Raw genomic sequence first — 15,985 nt, forward strand, 5'->3', positions numbered from 1 at the left:
TACTCGTCCCGCGCCGCGGGAAGGCAGGCGGCTGCCGATTCACCATGGGAGGGGATGACATGCTCCACTGGCTCGCCGTATGGCTGCAGCAAATCATCGCGGTGGTGCTGCTGGCGGGCTTCATCGACCTGCTGCTGCCGAACAAGGGGATGCAGCGCTACGTCCGGCTGGTCGCCGGATTGATTATCCTGCTGACGATTCTGACGCCGATCATCCGGCTGCTGCAGGGCGATTTCAGCGCCAAGCTGGACGCGCAGGTCGAGAGTTGGCTCCATGCGAATTCATCCGTCGATATGCGCATGCCGACGCTGGACGATATTCAGGCGAATGCCGACAAGCTCCGGAAGAAAGAAGCGGCCTCGGCATCCGCGCTGGCGAAGCGGCAGATCGAAGCGGAGATGGCGGCCGGGATCGAGCAGGCGACCGGCCTTCAAGCGGCATCCGTCCAGGTGACGATGAAGACGGACCGGAACGGGCAGCCGGCCGGCGTAGCCGGCGTAGCCGTGACGCTGGCTCCGGCGCAGCCCCCGGAGCAGGAAGCGGCGAGCGGCGAAGGGCGGCGCGCCGGCGGAACGGACACGGAAGCGGGCGGCGATGCCGCTCCGATCGACGAAGTACGGGCCGTGCAGGTGAATGTCGCTCCGGCGTCCGGGGCTTCTGCTCCGGAAGGCGGGGAGCCGGAGGCGGAAACGCAGCCCGTCTCGGCGACCATCGCCGCGGCGGTGAAATCGGCGCTGAGGGAAGGCTGGGCCGTGAACCCGGCCGTCGTCGAAGTGCTGGAGCAGGTGCCGGCCGAGGCGTCCGCCCAATAAGGAAAGGGGAGAACGATTTTGGCCAAATGGCTGGACGGGCTGGAGTCGATGTGGAGCGGCAAGGGAAAAGGAGAACCGAAACGGGGGCGCTCGCTGCGCTGGCTGCTCGTCATCGGCGTTGTCGGAGCCGTGCTGATGCTGCTGAACTCGATTCTGTCGTTCCAGAAAGTGCCGGAGAAGCAGGGGGATCAGCAGACGCAGGCACAGCCCGGCGCCTCGCAGGACCAGCAGGCCTTCCTCGGGGGCGGGGACAAACCGTCCGGCTCTTCGTTCGCTGCGATCGAGCAGCCCTTGGAAAACCGCTTGAAGGAAATTCTGGAGACGATCGTCGGCGTCGGACCGGTGGATGTCATGGTGACGGTCGATTCCACGGAAGAAGTCGTCGTCCAGCTGAACGAGGAAGAAACGCAGCAGATCACGAACGAGACGGACAAGAACGGCGGCAAGCGAAGCATCACGTCGATTACGAAGAAAGGGCAAGTCGTCCTTTACGATACATCCGGGGATTCGTCCCCGATCATCACGAAGCGAATCCAGCCCAAAATCAGGGGCGTGCTCATCGTGGCGCAAGGCGCGGAGAACGGCACGGTGCGAAGGCTGATCATCGATGCCGTCGAGAAGGGTCTCAACGTTGCGGTCAACCGAATTTCGGTTATTCCCCGCAAGCAGCAATAAACCAATTGGACAATGAAAAGGGAGGCAATGAAGAATGAATAACAAAAGGCAAACGATTTGGCTCGTCTCGATGCTCAGTCTGATGGTGATTTTGTCGGCGTACTACTTATTCACGGAGGACGTCGGCACGCCGTCGAACGATATCGTGACGACGGACGGGACGCAGAAGCAGAGCGAGGCGAGCAATGCGACGGAAGCTTCGGGCACGGCGGACGACAACGCCATCGTCGCGAACGAAGTAACGGGCGGCGATGCGGGTCAGACGGAGACGGCGGACAAAGGCAAGGCCGCGGCGGAAGACAGCGCGACGAAGGACGCCGCCGACAGCGGCGCGGACGTAAGCGACGGCACGGCAACGGCCAAGACGGACGACGAAGTGCTGAAGGAAATCGAAGCCGCCGGCGGCGTCGCCGCAAGCGTGTTCAGCCAGATGCAGGAACAGCGCGACCAATCGTACTACGACGAATACAACAAGCTGATGAACAAAGTGTCCGATTCGAAGGTAAGCGAGAAAGACGCCGCGACGTACATGGACCAAGTGAATCTGCTCGAAGACAAGAATACGAAGATTACGGGTCTCGAAGAGGAGCTCTCCAAGCAGTTCGGCAACGCGGCCGTCGTGCCTGACGCCGGCGACCACTACAAGATCGTCGTGCAAAGCGACAAGCTCGAGCGCACGCAGGCGGACAGCATCCTGACGATGGCAATCAGCGAGCTCGGCCTGAGCCCCGATCAGCTGACCGTCCAATATGTGAAGTAATTCGAGCGGGAGCTCCGGTGCCGAACTATGCGGCACCGGGGCTTTTTTCCATTTCGGGCCGCGTCAAAAAGGTAGTTCGTGTTCTGGCGTATTTATGCTATAATAAACTCTGCTATGCGCAGGTTTTGGTAAATAAGTCGTAAATATGCGTATCCGCTATACTTAAAGCAATCATGAAGCATCCCGCAGCGAGGATGCAAAAACGTTTAGGAGTGAAACGATGTTTAAGCTGAGCGAGATTAAAGAATTGATCAAGCTGGTTGACGGGACTTCCGTCCATGAACTCGAAATCGAAAACGACGGCGCCCGTCTTATGATTCGCAAGCCCGGCAAAACCGAAGTGGTGAACATTCAGCAAGCCGCGCCAATCGTTCCTACATATACGCAGGCTCCGCAGCCGCAAGCCGAAGCTCCCGCGGCAGGGCAGCAAGCTCCTGCGGCGCAGCCTGCCGCGAAGAGCAACTACCACCAAATCGTGTCGCCGATGGTCGGCACCTTCTACCGCGCTTCTTCGCCGGACAAGCCGCCGTTCGTCAACGTCGGCGATCGCATCAACGACAAGTCGATCGTCTGCATCCTCGAAGCGATGAAATTGATGAACGAGCTCGAAGCGGAAGTGCGCGGCGAAATCGTCGAAATTCTCGTCGAGAACGGGCAATTGGTCGAATTCGGACAGCCGCTGTTCCTTGTGAAGCCGGAATAAGTTCATCTATCGGAACGAACCGGAAACAACGGACACGAGAGGAGTTTTACCGTGAAATTCAACAAAATTTTGATCGCCAACCGCGGCGAGATCGCCGTTCGGATTATCCGCGCCTGCCGCGAGCTCGGCATCGAGACGGTGGCCGTCTATTCCACGGCCGACCGCGACTCGCTTCACGTCCGCTTGGCGGACGAGGCGTACTGCATCGGTCCCGTCGCCTCGAAGGACAGCTATTTGAACTTGACGAACATCATGAGCGTGGCCACGCTGACGAATTGCGACGCCATTCATCCGGGCTACGGCTTCTTGGCGGAGAACGCCGACTTCGCGGAAATTTGCGAATCGTGCGGCGTGACCTTCATCGGCCCGTCCCCGATGGCCATCAGCAAGATGGGCGACAAAGCGGTCGCGAAATCGACGATGAAAGCGGCCGACGTGCCGATCATCCCGGGCTCCGACGGACTGGTCGAGGATATGGACGATGCCATCCGCGTTGCCCGCGAGATCGGCTATCCGGTTATTATCAAGGCGACGGCCGGCGGCGGAGGCAAAGGCATCCGGATCGCCGAGGACGAGGAATCGCTTGTCTCCCAGATCGCGACGGCGCAGCAGGAAGCGCAGAAGGCGTTCGGCAACGCCGGCGTCTACCTGGAGAAATATTTGACGGGCATGAAACACGTCGAAATTCAAATCATGGCCGACAAGCACGGCAATGCGGTGCATCTGTTCGAGCGGGACTGCTCGATTCAGCGCCGCCGCCAGAAGCTTGTCGAAGAAGCGCCTTGCCCTGTGCTGAGCCCGGCGCTGCGCGAGCGGATGGGACAGGCCGCCGTGCGCGCGGCGCTGGCCGTCAACTACGCGGGCGCGGGCACGCTCGAGTTCCTGCTCGGACCGGACGGCAACTTCTACTTCATGGAGATGAACACCCGCATTCAGGTCGAGCATCCCGTCACCGAGATGATCACGAACGTCGATTTGATCAAAGAGATGATCTCCGTGGCCGAGGGCAACCCGCTGTCGTTCGCGCAGGAAGACCTGCACATCAACGGCTGGGCGATCGAGTGCCGGATCAATGCGGAAGATTCCGAGCGCGGCTTCATGCCGTCGCCGGGCGAAATCCAGTTCTACCTGCCTCCGGGCGGCCTGGGCGTACGCGTGGACAGCGGCGCTTATCCGGGTTACAAGATTTCGCCGCACTACGATTCCATGATCGCGAAGCTAATCGTCTGGGGCGCGACGCGCGAGGACGCGATCGCGCGCATGAAGCGCGCGCTGTCGGAGTTCGCGATCGACGGTATCCGCACCACGATCCCGTTCCACTTGAAGCTGCTGAACCATCCGAAATTCATCAAGGGCAATTTCGATATCAAGTTCCTCGAGGAGCATGACATCAACAACCCCGAAGAAGAATTAACGCTGGAATAGGCATGAAACAAGTACTGCGCTGTTTGTCATATTTCCGCCAGAATGCTATAGTATAAGAATAAGAAGCGGATAAGCTATCGGCTGGCGGCTGAAAGCGCGCAACTTTACGGGAGGTGTAGGATAACCATGAGTACGCTGGCAGCGGACTATGAGAGAACGGACATGGGCACTATTCAAATCGCACCCGAAGTGATTGAAATCATCGCTGGTCTTGCGACGATCGAGGTTCAAGGCGTAGCAGGCATGAGCGGCGGATTCGCCGGCGGCATTGCCGAACTTCTGGGTCGCAAAAATTTGTCGAAGGGCGTTAAAGTCGAAGTCGGTCAGCGTGAAGCGGCCGTGGACGTTTCCATTATCGTGGAGTACGGCAACCGTATCCCGGAGCTTGCTTCGGACATTCAACGCAACGTTAAGCGTTCCATCGAAACGATGACCGGTCTGCATGTCGTCGAGGTGAATGTTCATATCCATGACGTTCATTTCAAGACGACGGAGAGGCTGGAAACGGACGAGGTACAGCTTCGCGTCAAATAATCCTTCACTTGCAAACGAATGACTCATACCCCCTAGTGGTTGGGCTTGCCGCTCGGCGCTAGGGGGTTTTATCTAGTAATCGAAGCGCAGCGCCCGTCATCCGCTTCAAGGAGGAATTGTCGTTGATTAGAGTGTTGGATAAGCTGTTGTTATTCTTATACAGCCTGGCCATCGGTGCCGCGGCCGTCATCGCGTTCAGCGCGGGCGTCTACTGGTTCCCGGAAGAATGGCTCAGCAATCTCGTACATAATTTGTACAGCGGCGATATGCGCTGGCTGCAGCTGACGGTCGTGACGGTATCGGTCGTCATGTTCCTGATCAGCCTGCGGTTTTTCTATGTATCGCTCAAACGCAGCAACGCAACCGCTCCATCCATCGATCAACGGACGGAATTCGGCGATATTCGCATCTCGCTGGAAACGGTCGAGAATTTGGCCCTCAAGGCGGCGGCCCGCCAGCGCGGCGTGAAGGATTTGAAAGCGCGGATCCGGATCGGCGAGACGGGCATCGAAGTGTCGCTGCGGGCAATCGCGGACGGCGAAAGCTCCATCCCGACATTGACGGAGGATATCCAGCGCGCGGTCAAATCCCACGTGGAGGAAATTACCGGCATTCCCGTAGCGAACGTATCCGTATATGTCGCGAACATCATCCAATCCGCGAACTTTAAAAGCCGTGTAGAATAGGGGTGATGCCGATGATGTGGAGGGAAATCTGGACAACCTATGGAGGCAGGATCGCCGGCGTAACCGTCGGGTGTATCCTTGGACTTCTATATTTCATCGTAGGATTTTGGGACATGTTGTTTTTCGGGCTGCTGCTCTGGGCCGGCTACGCGATCGGCAAGATGAAGGACGAACGGCGCGGCCCGATCATTCCGTGGCAGCGGTTGACGGCGTGGCTGACGGAACGTTGGCGCCCGTTCAAATAGCACTGTGGTCTCCTCCGTACCCCGGACGTTTGCGGCATCCGTTCGGGGCAGGGAGGAGATCATATTTTCATTTTGAAATCCAAGGCCGTCGAGGCGTGCGATGCTTGGATTTCTCCATTCTAAGGAGCGGTCAGAGAACAGATGAAACGAAGGTTAGCACGGGAAATCGTGGTACAAAGCTTGTACCAAATGGAAATGAACGAAGAAGCGACCACGGCTTCGGCAGTGAATATGCTCGTCGACGAGGTACACGACGAGAACGAGATCGAGGCGGATGCCGCGGACGTCGGCAAGATTGACGATTATATCCGCAGCCTGCTGCAAGGCGTCGTGGAGCATAAAGCGGCGATCGACGATATGCTTCAGCATTACTTGACGGGCTGGCAAGTGGACCGTCTGTCGCGCGTGGACCGGCAAATCCTGAGGCTGGCCTGTTACGAGCTCGTATTCCGCGACGATGCGCCGCCGAAGGCCATCATCAACGAAGCGATCGAATTGGCGAAGCATTTCGGGACCGACGAATCGGGCCGCTTCGTCAACGGCGTGCTCGGACGGCTGCTTCAAGCGCTGGACGAGCTTAGACCGAAAGCCTGACGGCCGCGGCTTGCGGCATCCGATTCCTTTAAGCCCCTTGCAGCCGTGCGGTGTAAGGGGCTTGCGATAATTAAGCCCATTCGGGCATACATACGAGGAGCGATCGAATTGACAGCACAACGTATCGAAGGAAAAGCAATCTCAGACGCCATCCGCAGCGAAATCGGCGCAGAAACGGCGAAGCTCGCGGCGCAGGGCATCGTGCCGGGCCTGGCCGTCGTACTTGTCGGCGAAGATCCGGCTTCGAAGGTATACGTTGGCAGCAAAGAGAAGGCTTGTCAGCAGCTCGGCTTCTATTCCGAGGTTCACCGTCTCGAAGCGTCCGCGACGCAGGAAGAGCTGCTCTCCCTGATCGATAAACTCAATCATCAAGAGACGATTCACGGCATTCTCGTGCAGCTTCCGCTGCCGAAGCATATTAACGAGAAAGCGGTTATCGACGCGATCAGCGCGGACAAGGACGTCGACGGTTTCCACCCTGTCAGCGTCGGCAACCTCGTTATCGGCGACGACAGCCTGCTTCCGTGCACGCCTGCCGGCGTTATCGAGCTTATCAAACGGACGGGCATCGAGATCGCGGGCAAGCACGCCGTCGTCATCGGCCGCAGCAACATCGTCGGCAAGCCGGTGTCCATGCTGCTGCTGCGCGAGCACGCGACCGTGACGATTTGCCATTCCCGCACGGCGAACATGGCCGATATCGCGAAGACGGCGGATATCCTCGTCGTGGCGATCGGCAAGGCCAAAGCGATCGGCCGCGATTACGTGAAGCCGGGCGCCGTCGTCATCGATGTCGGCATTAACCGCCTCGAAGACGGCAAGCTTGCCGGCGATGTGGATTACGAGGACGTGCTGGACGTCGCCGGCTACGTGACGCCGGTTCCGGGCGGCGTCGGCCCGATGACGATTACGATGCTGATGCAGAACACGTTGAAAGCCGCCAAACAACAACGCGCAGCGAAGGGGTGAGGTCCGAGCCATGGCTGACCGAACGCGCATATTTTCGATCAAAGAAATAAACCGCTACATCGGGATGAAGCTGGAGTCGGACAATCTGTTGAACGATGTTTGGCTTCGCGGCGAAATTTCGAATTTCACGCATCATTCCAGCGGCCATATGTATTTTACGCTGAAGGACAAGGACAGCCGCTTGAAGTGCATCATGTTCGCGTCCCATAACCAGCGGCTGCCGTTTATGCCGAAGGAAGGCGCGAAGGTGCTGGCCCGCGGCAATATCGCCGTGTATGAGCGGGACGGGAATTATCAGTTCTACTGCACGTCGATGCAGCCGGACGGCGTCGGCAGCCTCTATCTCGCGTACGAGCAGCTGAAGCGCAAGCTCCAGGACGAGGGGCTGTTCGAGCCTGCGCGGAAACGGCCGATTCCGAAGTTCCCGAAGGCGATCGGCGTGATCACGTCCCCTACCGGGGCCGCCGTACGGGATATACTCATTACGCTGCAGCGCCGACACCCCTCCGTGCCGGTGCTGCTTTTTCCTGTGTCCGTGCAAGGGACGGGCGCCGCGCCCGCGATTGTCAGGGCGATCGAAACGATGAACCGTTTGGCGGAGGTAGACGTATTAATAATTGGCCGGGGCGGCGGCTCCTTGGAGGAGCTGTGGGCGTTCAACGAAGAATCGGTGGCGCGCGGCATTGCCGCCTCGCTCATTCCGGTCATATCGGCGGTCGGCCACGAGACGGATTTCACGATCGCGGATTTCGTCGCCGATCTTCGCGCCGCGACGCCGACCGCGGCGGCCGAGCAGGCGGTCGCGAGCGTGCACGAGCTGCAGGCGCGGCTGGGGCAGATGGAAGCCCGGCTGGTGCAGATGCTGCGCATGAGGCTTCAGGGCAGCCAGGAACGGCTGTCCCGTCTGCGCCGATCGCAGGTGTTCCTCAATCCCCGGAAATTCGTGCTTCAGCAGGCACAATTGCTTGACGTGATGCAGGAACGGCTGCGGAACCGGATGCTGAGATTGGCGGAACGGAACCGCGAGAAATATAGAAACGCGCATGCCGCGTTGAATAGAGCCCATCCCGGCGGCAAGGCGGCCTTGGCCGGCAGGGAACTGCAGGCCATCTCCGCCCGGCTAGAAGCCGGCATGGCAGCCGGGATGAAAGAGCGGCGGTTGCAGCTGCTCGCGTCCATGCGGCAGCTGGATGCGCTCAGTCCGCTTAAAGTGATGTCCAGAGGATACAGTTTAGTCTATGACGAACACGGAACGAAGCTGGTGAAATCGGTGTCCGACGTGCAGCCGGGCGATCTGGTGAAGGTGAAATTGTCGGACGGCCAGCTGGAGTGCCAAGTATGGGGATTGAAAGGGGAGGCGTAACGATGGCGGCAAGAGAGAAAGACAAAGAGAAGGATAAGGAAGAGATCAGCTTCGAAACGGCGATGGAGCGGCTCGAAGACATCGTCGGCAAGCTGGAGAACGGCGACGTTCCGCTGGAAACGGCGATCGAGCTGTTCCAGGAAGGCATGAAGCTGTCGCAGCTGTGCGGCTCCAAGCTCGAACAAGTCGAGCGGAAGATCGACATGCTGATCGAGTCCGAGAACGGCTTGCAGCGAAAACCGTTTGCGCCCGCAAACGAAGAGTGAGGGGATTGCGCGTGAAAACTTCTTTGTCGCTGTCCGATTATTTAAACCGCTCCGTGCTCGAAATCGAGGCGGCGCTGCACGATGCGATCCCGCAGGAATGGGATATCCCTCCGGCGCTTCGGGAATCGATGATGTATTCCCTGGAGGCCGGTGGCAAGCGTCTGCGGCCGATTCTCGTGCTGAGCGCAGCCGAAGCGGTCGGCCGCAACGCGCGTGCCAGGGAGATCGCGATGCCGATCGCCTGCGCGATCGAAATGATTCATACGTATTCGCTGATCCACGACGATTTGCCGGCGATGGATAACGACGATTACCGCCGAGGCAAGCTGACGAATCACAAGGTATTCGGCGAAGCGATGGCGATCCTGGCCGGCGACGGCTTGCTGACGCATGCGTTCCATGCCATTACTCGGGCCTCGGCGCTCGGCGCTTCGCCGGAGACGGCGCTCGCGATCGTCGCGGACCTCGCCAAGCTCGCGGGAGCGCAGGGCATGGTCGGCGGGCAAGCGGCGGATATGCTTGGCGAGCAAGGGGTTACCTCGCTCGAAGAGCTGGAGTATATTCATCTGCACAAAACAAGCGATCTCCTCGTATTCTCGGTAATCGCCGGCGCGCGCATCGGAGGCGCGACCCAGCGGCAGCTCGATGCCTTGCTCGTATTCGCCCGCAAGCTGGGGCTTGCTTTCCAAATTCAGGACGATATTCTGGATTTGGTTGGCGACGCCGCGAAACTGGGGAAACCGGTCCAAAGCGACGTGACGGGGCAAAAGGTGACGTATCCGTTCCTGATCGGCATGGAGAAGAGCGAAGCGCTCGTCGTCCGGCTGACGCAGGAAGCGAAGCAGGCGCTCGACGATGCGCGGCTCGCCATGCCGGACACGATGCATGCGATTGCCGATTATTTGATGAGCAGAGACCATTAGGCTGGTCGTACCCGATGCGAATTTCCTTTCGCATCGAGGGTACTGCTCGCCCATGCGACCTGGGCTGGTCGTACCCGATGCGAATTTCCTTTCGCATCGAGGGTACTGCTCGCCCATGCGACCTGGGCTGGTCGTACCCGATGCGAATTTCCTTTCGCATCGAGGGTACTGCTCGCCCATGCACATGGCTCCGCGGTCATGGGCTTCTGCTTCGAACTATGTTATAATTTAGCCACGTTTGATGAATGTTGGATAACGGGGACTGTAAGCCGGGAAAGCGAGGAAAAATCGTGTTGCTGGAACATATCAATGAGCCCAAGGACTTGAAGTCGTTGTCGGTTCCGCAGCTGGAGCAGCTGGCGGGTGAAATTCGCCAATTCCTGATCGAGAAGCTGTCGGCGACGGGCGGTCATCTTTCGCCTAATTTGGGCGTCGTCGAGCTGACTTTGGCGCTGCATTATTTATTCGACAGCCCGAAGGATAAGATTATTTTCGACGTGGGCCACCAATCGTACGTCCATAAAATGTTGACTGGCCGCAGAGGCCAATTCGATACTTTGCGCCAATATAAAGGAATGTGCGGATTCGTGAAGCGTTCCGAAAGCCCGCATGACGTATGGGAAGCGGGACATAGCAGCACTTCCCTGTCCGCTGCCATGGGCATGGCGCTTGCCCGCGACCTGAAGGGCGAGAAGAACAAAGTCGTCGCCGTCATCGGGGACGGCGCGTTGACCGGCGGGATGGCGCTTGAAGCGCTCAATCACATCGGTCACGAGAAGAAGAATCTGATGGTGATTCTGAACGACAACGAAATGTCGATCGCGCCGAACGTCGGAGCGATGCATCACTATCTCGGCAAAATCAGAACGGACCGGCACTACCAGAAGGCGAAGGAAGAGCTGAACCAGCTGCTCAACAAAATTCCCGCGATCGGCGGCAGGCTGGCCAAGACCGCAGAGCGGCTCAAGGACAGCATCAAATATTTGCTCGTGAACGGGATTCTGTTCGAACAGTTCGGGTTCACGTATTTCGGGCCGGTGGACGGCCATGATCTTCCGCAGCTGATGGAAACGATCGAGCAAGCGGGCCGCGCGCAAGGACCGGTGCTCGTTCACGTCATTACCGTGAAGGGCAAGGGCTATTCGCCCGCGGAGGCGGATTCGTTCAAGTGGCACGGCGCTTCGCCGTACAAGATCGAATCCGGCCAAATGCTGAAGGCCGTCGGCCCGCCGATGTACACCGAGGTGTTCAGCGACGCGCTGATGGATCTGGCCGAGCAGGACGAACGGATCGTTGCGGTTACGCCCGCGATGCCGGGCGGATCCGGGTTGCTCAAGTTCGCCGAACGCTTCCCGAACCGGATGATCGATGTCGGCATCGCCGAGCAGCACGCGGCGACGATGTGCGCGGCGCTGGCCATGGAAGGCATGAAGCCGGTATACGCCGTGTACTCCACCTTCCTGCAGCGCGCATACGACCAGGTCGTTCACGATATTTGCCGGCAAAATACGAACGTGGTCTTCGCGATCGACCGGGCGGGCTTCGTAGGCGCGGACGGCGAAACCCACCAAGGCGTGTACGACATCCCGTTCCTTCGCCATATTCCGAATATGGCCATCATGATGCCGAAGGACGAGAACGAGCTGCGGCGCATGATGAAGACGGCGATCGATTACGAGGACGGCCCGATCGCGATTCGTTATCCGCGCATCAGCGGCCTCGGCGTTCCGATCGAGCAAGAAATGAAGCCGATTCCGTTCGGCACGTGGGAGACGCTGCGCGAAGGCGATTCGGCGGTCATCGCAGCGATCGGCCCGATGATCCCGGTAGCCGAGGAAGCGGCGGACCTGCTGAAGCGCGAAGGCTTGAACGTGCGCGTCGTCAATGCGCGCTTCATCAAGCCGCTCGACGAATCGATGCTGCTGAAGATCGCGGACGAAGGGCTTCCGATGCTCGTGCTCGAAGAGGGATCGGAGCTCGGCGGTCTGGGCAGCGCGATCTTGGAGTTTTATTCCTTGCACCGCAGGGACGACATGCATGTACGCATCGTTGGCGTACCCGATCTATTCGTCGAGCACGGCTCCGTGAAAGAGCAGCGCCAGGAAGCCGGGTTGACGGCCGAACATGCGGCGCTCGAGCTGACTTCGCTGCTGCCGAGGCTTCGCAAGCGCGTGCCCGGCCAGGCATAAGAAACAGGAGATTTCGAATCGATGACGATTGCTAAAGAACGAATCGACGTGCTGCTCGTGGAGCAGGGCTTCTACGAGAGCCGCGTTAAAGCGAAAGCCGCGCTGATGGCGGGACTCGTCATCGTGGACGGCGAGCGAATAGAGAAAAGCGGCATGAAGGTGCCGAGAACCGCGTCCATCGTCGTGAAAGGCGCGCCGCATCCTTACGTAAGCCGCGGCGGCCTGAAGCTTGAGAAGGCGATCAAGCTGTTCCGACTCGATCTGCGGGGCGCGGTTATGCTGGATATCGGCGCCTCCACGGGCGGGTTCACGGATTGCGCGCTTCAGAACGGCGCGGCGTACGTGTACGCGCTGGACGTCGGATATAACCAGCTGGACTGGTCGCTTCGGCAGGATGAACGCGTCAACGTCATGGAACGAACGAATTTCCGGTATACGGTGCCGGAAGACTTGAAAGGTCCCGCGCCGACGTTTGCGACGATCGACGTGTCCTTCATTTCTTTGAAATTGATCCTGCCGACATTGGGCACGCTGCTGAAGCAGGGTGCCGGCGTCGTCGCGTTAATCAAACCGCAGTTCGAGGCAGGCCGCGAGAAGGTCGGAAAGTCCGGCGTCGTGCGCGAACCGGCTACGCACCGGGAGGTGCTGCATCAAGTGCTTGGTTTCGCGGCCGAGCAGGGGTTTGCATTGAAGGAGCTTACGTTCTCGCCGATCACGGGCGGGGAAGGCAATATCGAATTCTTGGCCCATTTGCAATGGGAGCCGGGTACGCAAGCTGCCGCGCCGGACGAAACGGCGATCGCGGCGATCGTCGAGGAAGCGGGCCGAACGTTTACCTAGTCTTAGCCCGGTTTGTAGATAATTATGAGCAGTCTGAGCCTCTCCGGCAAGCGATATCGCCTGCCGGAGAGGCTTTTATTATAAATTCAGGGGAGCGGCGGGTCATGGAATTGCGCCGCACGGCACAATTTTGCTTTTCCCCTTTGCATCCGGCGAAATATTTGGTAAGATAAGTTCGAAAGCAAACAAGTGTTCGGTAATTATCGGACGGGCATCGAAGAAGTTAGAGGAAATACCCCGCGAGACGCGAATTGGTAAGTGTTGTTCATTTCGCACGCGGGAGGCATGTGATGGGAAACTTCGGTGATTGGCTGGTTATGATCGCGGCAGGCGGATTGCTGCTGTACTGGATCTATCGCGCGTTTTATCGCTGGCTTCACGAACCGCCCGGCTTGAATACGAAGCTGCTGTTAAGCGAAGCGGAGGCGGTCAAGGAAGACGACGCGAACGTTCAGTTTCTGGAGCGGGCCGGATATGAAGTCACGCATGGCAAGTATCGCGTGCCGCTCACGATCGATTTGGACGGAACGATGCTGCAAAGCCGATTGTTCATTGATTTAATTGCCGAGAAAGACGGCAAACATTATATAGTCAAGACCGCGCGCGAACGGATGCCCATCGATTGGACGGGCAGCGGCGTCAGAGACCGGCTGCTCGTCTATGCGCTGCTGCTGCCGAATTGCGAAGGCGTTCTGTTCGTGGACCAGAAGGAAGCCGTCATCCGGACGATTACGTTCCGGCTCGGCTCCTAACAGGAGGAGAATAACATGAAGAGTGTTCGACAGATGAAAATCCGCGAGCTGATCGCGAACCAAATTATCGAGACCCAGGAGGAGCTGGTCGAAGCGCTGAGGTCCGCCGGACTTCAAGTGACGCAGGCGACCGTATCCCGCGATATTAAAGAGATGCAGCTGATCAAGGTTCCGATCGAGAACGGCAGGTACAAATATTCCATTCCGCAGGAAACCCGGACGCATTCGATTTCCAAGCTGAAGCGGACGCTGTCCGATCATTTCCTGCATATCGATTTTACGGATAACTTGGTCGTCATGAAATGTTTGCCCGGCACGGCGAACGCGATCGGCGCCATGATCGACAACATGGAATGGGTCGAAGTGATGGGAACGATATGCGGCGACGATACGATCCTGATGATATGCCGTTCGAAGCCGCAAAGCGGCGAAGTGGTGGACAGGCTGCTTGGATTAATGAATTAGAACAGGCTTTCCAATGGAACAGGACAAGAACAGGTTAGGGAGGAAACTGCGATGCTTCGCGAGCTGTCGATCCGCAATTTGGCGGTCATTGAGCAAGTAACGGTAAAATTTCATGATGGATTTCATGTTCTGACGGGCGAGACGGGCGCGGGCAAATCGATATTGATCGATGCGCTCAGTCTTGTCGTCGGCGGAAGAGGCGCTTCGGATATGGTCCGGTACGGCTGCGACAAAGCCGAAATCGAGGCGATGTTCGATCTGTCCGCCGCTCATCCGGTATGGACCATTCTGAAAACGTTCGGCATCCAGGCCTCGCCGGAAGAGGGACTCGTCATTCGCCGGGAACTGTCTTCTCAAGGCAAGAGCGTCAGCCGCCTCAATGGACATATCGTGACCCTGTCGATGCTTCGCGAAGCAGGAGAATGCCTCGTTAACATTCATGGCCAGCATGAGCATCAATCCCTTCTCCGTACGGAGAAGCATCTGGATTGGCTGGATTCTTACGCCGGAGATGCGGTGCTCGGCACATTGGACTCCTACCGTTATGTGTACAAGCAGTACGAGAAGGTCCGTCTCGAGTTGAAGGATCTGGAGGAATCGTCCAGACAAAATATGCAAATGCTTGATCTATACCGGTTTCAGATCGAAGAAATCGCAGCCGCCCGTCTTAAGCCGGGAGAGGACGAGGAATTGTCCGAGGAGCGTCAGCGCCTTATGTCGTCCGTCAAACGCCGCGATGCGGCCGCAGAAGCTTACAGCCTGCTGCACGGCAATAAAGGGCTGGATGCGATCAGCAAAGCCGTCACGAAAGTAACGGATATTCGCGACTATGACCCGCAAGTTATCGATCCGCTGCTGGAACAGCTGCAATCGGCCTTTTATCAGCTGGAGGATGCCGTGTTTCAGTTGCGCGATTATCGGGACGGCGTAGAGTCCGATCCGGAACGTCTGACTTACATCGAGGACCGTATCGATCTGATCAACAACTTGAAGCGCAAGTACGGCGAGAGCATCCCCGATATTATTGCCTATCTGGCCAGCATTCAATCGGAGGCGGACAAGATCGAGAACCGCGACGAGCATCTGGCCCGGCTGCAGGGCGAGCTGGTCAAATTGATGACGGATTGCACCGCGCTCGGCATTCAACTGTCCGGACTGCGCCGCAAAGCGGCCGATCGTCTCGCAGCGGCCATCGAAAGCGAATTGCGTCAGCTTCAGATGGAACGTACGACGTTCCGGGTACAGCTGGATCAGCAGCCGGTTGGAGAGGGATTCAAACTTCATGCCAACGGCATCGACGAGGCGGCATTCCTGATCGCTCCGAACCCCGGCGAGCCGCTTAAGCCGATCAGCAAGATCGCATCGGGCGGCGAAATGTCCCGTATTATGCTGGCGTTGAAGACGATTTTCGCTTCTATAGATGAAATCCCCGTGCTCGTCTTCGACGAAGTCGACACCGGCGTCAGCGGACGCGCGGCGCAGGCGATCGCTGAGAAGATGGCGCGCTTGTCGGGCCAGTGCCAAGTGTTCTCGATTACCCACTTGCCGCAGGTGGCTTGCATGGCCGAGCATCATTATGAAATTAGGAAATCGATCATTGAGGAGCGCACCTGTACCCGCGTGACGGAATTGAATCCAATGAGCCGGATCGAGGAGCTTGCACGCATGCTGGGAGGCGTTGAAGTAACGGAAAAAACACGCCATCATGCACAAGAAATGCTTGACTTGGCTTACAAGCAGAAGGGGGCATAATGGAACCCATTCAGGGAATGTTTTTGGCGACA

General features: G+C 58.3%; 18 protein-coding genes and 1 pseudogene. All 19 read left to right on the plus strand.

The window, feature by feature from the left end:
* Positions 1-59 precede the first annotated feature (59 nt).
* The 19 genes and pseudogenes from spoIIIAF to recN all read left to right on the plus strand — a co-directional run bounded on the left by spoIIIAF (position 60) and on the right by recN (position 15,953).
* Positions 60-812, plus strand: a complete 753-nt coding sequence (gene spoIIIAF / locus GXP70_RS11185) for a stage III sporulation protein AF (protein WP_162356663.1) — start codon at positions 60-62, stop codon at positions 810-812.
* 18 nt (positions 813-830) lie between these two features.
* Complete coding sequence (gene spoIIIAG, locus GXP70_RS11190) at positions 831-1,487, plus strand: stage III sporulation protein AG (protein WP_162356665.1); 657 nt, start codon at positions 831-833, stop codon at positions 1,485-1,487.
* A gap of 34 nt (positions 1,488-1,521) precedes the next feature.
* Positions 1,522-2,247 carry a SpoIIIAH-like family protein gene (locus GXP70_RS11195; RefSeq protein WP_162356666.1) on the plus strand — a complete coding sequence of 242 codons (726 nt, stop codon included), beginning with the start codon at positions 1,522-1,524 and terminating at the stop codon, positions 2,245-2,247.
* A 220-nt stretch (positions 2,248-2,467) separates the two neighbouring features.
* Positions 2,468-2,950, plus strand: a complete 483-nt coding sequence (gene accB, locus GXP70_RS11200) for an acetyl-CoA carboxylase biotin carboxyl carrier protein (protein WP_162356668.1) — start codon at positions 2,468-2,470, stop codon at positions 2,948-2,950.
* A 51-nt stretch (positions 2,951-3,001) separates the two neighbouring features.
* Complete coding sequence (gene accC / locus GXP70_RS11205) at positions 3,002-4,375, plus strand: acetyl-CoA carboxylase biotin carboxylase subunit (protein ID WP_162356670.1); 1,374 nt, start codon at positions 3,002-3,004, stop codon at positions 4,373-4,375.
* 126 nt (positions 4,376-4,501) lie between these two features.
* Positions 4,502-4,909 (plus strand): Asp23/Gls24 family envelope stress response protein, encoded by a 408-nt coding sequence (locus GXP70_RS11210; protein ID WP_162356672.1) that lies wholly within the window; start codon positions 4,502-4,504, stop codon positions 4,907-4,909.
* A gap of 122 nt (positions 4,910-5,031) precedes the next feature.
* On the plus strand, positions 5,032-5,595 hold the full coding sequence (amaP, locus tag GXP70_RS11215; RefSeq protein ID WP_162356674.1) for an alkaline shock response membrane anchor protein AmaP: 564 nt from the start codon (positions 5,032-5,034) through the stop codon (positions 5,593-5,595).
* 14 nt (positions 5,596-5,609) lie between these two features.
* Positions 5,610-5,705, plus strand: a pseudogene (locus GXP70_RS30175) (DUF2273 domain-containing protein); the annotation flags it as partial.
* A 3-nt stretch (positions 5,706-5,708) separates the two neighbouring features.
* Positions 5,709-5,840, plus strand: a complete 132-nt coding sequence (locus tag GXP70_RS30180) for a hypothetical protein (protein WP_318652442.1) — start codon at positions 5,709-5,711, stop codon at positions 5,838-5,840.
* A 141-nt stretch (positions 5,841-5,981) separates the two neighbouring features.
* Positions 5,982-6,434 carry a transcription antitermination factor NusB gene (nusB, locus tag GXP70_RS11225; protein ID WP_162356677.1) on the plus strand — a complete coding sequence of 151 codons (453 nt, stop codon included), beginning with the start codon at positions 5,982-5,984 and terminating at the stop codon, positions 6,432-6,434.
* Positions 6,435-6,542: 108 nt separating this feature from the next.
* On the plus strand, positions 6,543-7,403 hold the full coding sequence (gene folD / locus GXP70_RS11230) for a bifunctional methylenetetrahydrofolate dehydrogenase/methenyltetrahydrofolate cyclohydrolase FolD (protein WP_162356679.1): 861 nt from the start codon (positions 6,543-6,545) through the stop codon (positions 7,401-7,403).
* Positions 7,404-7,413: 10 nt separating this feature from the next.
* Positions 7,414-8,766 (plus strand): exodeoxyribonuclease VII large subunit, encoded by a 1,353-nt coding sequence (gene xseA, locus GXP70_RS11235; RefSeq protein WP_162356681.1) that lies wholly within the window; start codon positions 7,414-7,416, stop codon positions 8,764-8,766.
* Positions 8,767-8,768: 2 nt separating this feature from the next.
* Positions 8,769-9,032: an exodeoxyribonuclease VII small subunit gene (gene xseB / locus GXP70_RS11240; protein WP_162356683.1), complete on the plus strand. Its 264-nt coding sequence runs from the start codon at positions 8,769-8,771 to the stop codon at positions 9,030-9,032.
* Between the two features lie 11 nt (positions 9,033-9,043).
* Positions 9,044-9,955 (plus strand): polyprenyl synthetase family protein, encoded by a 912-nt coding sequence (locus tag GXP70_RS11245; protein WP_192043441.1) that lies wholly within the window; start codon positions 9,044-9,046, stop codon positions 9,953-9,955.
* A gap of 290 nt (positions 9,956-10,245) precedes the next feature.
* Positions 10,246-12,144 (plus strand): 1-deoxy-D-xylulose-5-phosphate synthase, encoded by a 1,899-nt coding sequence (dxs, locus tag GXP70_RS11250; protein WP_162356684.1) that lies wholly within the window; start codon positions 10,246-10,248, stop codon positions 12,142-12,144.
* 21 nt (positions 12,145-12,165) lie between these two features.
* Complete coding sequence (locus tag GXP70_RS11255; RefSeq protein ID WP_162356686.1) at positions 12,166-12,984, plus strand: TlyA family RNA methyltransferase; 819 nt, start codon at positions 12,166-12,168, stop codon at positions 12,982-12,984.
* A gap of 290 nt (positions 12,985-13,274) precedes the next feature.
* Entirely contained in the window at positions 13,275-13,736 is a 462-nt protein-coding gene (locus GXP70_RS11260; protein ID WP_162356688.1) for a hypothetical protein, read from the plus strand.
* Positions 13,737-13,751: 15 nt separating this feature from the next.
* Positions 13,752-14,201 carry a transcriptional regulator AhrC/ArgR gene (gene ahrC, locus GXP70_RS11265; protein ID WP_162356690.1) on the plus strand — a complete coding sequence of 150 codons (450 nt, stop codon included), beginning with the start codon at positions 13,752-13,754 and terminating at the stop codon, positions 14,199-14,201.
* Between the two features lie 51 nt (positions 14,202-14,252).
* A complete protein-coding gene (gene recN, locus GXP70_RS11270) occupies positions 14,253-15,953 on the plus strand; it encodes a DNA repair protein RecN (RefSeq protein WP_162356692.1) in 1,701 nt (566 codons plus the stop codon).
* Positions 15,954-15,985 lie beyond the last annotated feature (32 nt).

The sequence above is a fragment of the Paenibacillus lycopersici genome (assembly GCF_010119935.1).
GTDB lineage: Bacteria > Bacillota > Bacilli > Paenibacillales > Paenibacillaceae > Paenibacillus_Z > Paenibacillus_Z lycopersici.

What these genes read in the sequence shown, in the direction of transcription:
- spoIIIAF (WP_162356663.1), top strand. Translation starts at nt 60, where the DNA reads ATGCTCCACTGGCTCGCCGTATGGCTGCAGCAAATCATCGCGGTGGTG.
- GXP70_RS11195 (WP_162356666.1), top strand. Translation starts at nt 1,522, where the DNA reads ATGAATAACAAAAGGCAAACGATTTGGCTCGTCTCGATGCTCAGTCTG.
- accB (WP_162356668.1), top strand. Translation starts at nt 2,468, where the DNA reads ATGTTTAAGCTGAGCGAGATTAAAGAATTGATCAAGCTGGTTGACGGG.
- GXP70_RS11210 (WP_162356672.1), top strand. Translation starts at nt 4,502, where the DNA reads ATGAGTACGCTGGCAGCGGACTATGAGAGAACGGACATGGGCACTATT.
- GXP70_RS30180 (WP_318652442.1), top strand. Translation starts at nt 5,709, where the DNA reads ATGTTGTTTTTCGGGCTGCTGCTCTGGGCCGGCTACGCGATCGGCAAG.
- nusB (WP_162356677.1), top strand. Translation starts at nt 5,982, where the DNA reads ATGAAACGAAGGTTAGCACGGGAAATCGTGGTACAAAGCTTGTACCAA.
- xseA (WP_162356681.1), top strand. Translation starts at nt 7,414, where the DNA reads ATGGCTGACCGAACGCGCATATTTTCGATCAAAGAAATAAACCGCTAC.
- xseB (WP_162356683.1), top strand. Translation starts at nt 8,769, where the DNA reads ATGGCGGCAAGAGAGAAAGACAAAGAGAAGGATAAGGAAGAGATCAGC.
- GXP70_RS11255 (WP_162356686.1), top strand. Translation starts at nt 12,166, where the DNA reads ATGACGATTGCTAAAGAACGAATCGACGTGCTGCTCGTGGAGCAGGGC.
- GXP70_RS11260 (WP_162356688.1), top strand. Translation starts at nt 13,275, where the DNA reads ATGGGAAACTTCGGTGATTGGCTGGTTATGATCGCGGCAGGCGGATTG.
- ahrC (WP_162356690.1), top strand. Translation starts at nt 13,752, where the DNA reads ATGAAGAGTGTTCGACAGATGAAAATCCGCGAGCTGATCGCGAACCAA.
- recN (WP_162356692.1), top strand. Translation starts at nt 14,253, where the DNA reads ATGCTTCGCGAGCTGTCGATCCGCAATTTGGCGGTCATTGAGCAAGTA.